Annotated in this window: 1 protein-coding gene; it reads left to right on the forward strand. The window is 71.3% G+C overall.

What is annotated here, in order from left to right; genetic code table 11:
• The coding region (locus J5F18_RS07365; RefSeq protein ID WP_346302195.1) for a mechanosensitive ion channel domain-containing protein at positions 1–1,083 on the forward strand (1,083 nt) is incomplete at both ends.

The following is a 1,083-nucleotide window of genomic DNA, read 5'->3' on the forward strand; positions in this document are numbered from 1 at the left end:
TCCTGGTGCTGGGGATGGCGCAGCTGCTCCCCGAGAGCTCCGGTCGCACCATGGCCCTGGTGGTGGCCTACGTCGCCCTGTGCGGGCGGACCCTCTCGGTGGTGGTGGAGACCTTCGTCTCGGTGTTCACCCGGGGCCACCGCTTCCTGGCGGTGCAGATCCTCCAGCGGCGGGCGCTGCGCCCGCTGTTTGCGATCGGGGCGCTGATCGCCCTGGGCGATGCCTTCAACTCCGGCCGGATGACCGAGCTGATCGGCTACGAGCTGGCCGGGCTGCTCTCGGTCCAGCACATCATCCGCAACCGCCCCTGGCGCGAGCGCCGCGAGCACACGGGCAGCGCCAGCGTGGTGGGGGTGATCGGCAACCTCTGGCACGTGCCGGCGCTGCTGCTGGTGGGGGGGTCGCTGGTGGCGATCTTCGTCTCCGGCGGCGACGTGGGCACGGCCCTGGCCCGTTCGATCATCTCCGCCGCCCTGCTGGTGCTGGCCCTGGTGGTGACCGGCCTGCTGCGCCGCCACGGCGAGCGGCGCGGTCGGCGCAACCAGCGGCGGCGCCTCAGCCAGTACCGCAAGCGCCTGGAGCGCTTCGGCTATGCGCTCTCCCACGTGGCCACCTGGCTGGTGTTCGCCGAGCTGTCGCTGCAGGTGTGGGGCGGCTCGCTGGTGGGGATCGGTCAGGCCGGGGTGGCCAGCGTGCGCATCGGCCAGGCGCTGCTGGCCATCGGCTTCACGGTGCTGTTGGCCTGGCTGGCGTGGATCTTCGCCGACACCGCCATCCAGCGCGCCCTGACCAGCCCCGCCCGGGCCCGCGGGCGGCGGGTCAACCAGGCCCGCGCCCAGACCATCACGCCGATGATCCGTAACGTGATCTTCACCACCATCGTGATCATCGCCGCCATCGTCGGGCTCGCCAACCTGGGGGTCAACGTCACCCCGCTGCTGGCCGGTGCCGGGGTGATCGGCCTGGCCATCGGCTTCGGCGCCCAGACCCTGGTCCAGGACCTGATCACCGGCATCTTCATCCTCATCGAGGACTCCCTGGCGGTGGACGACTTCGTCCATATCAACGGCCACATGGGCACGG

Source organism: Halomonas sp. BM-2019, assembly GCF_017584085.1.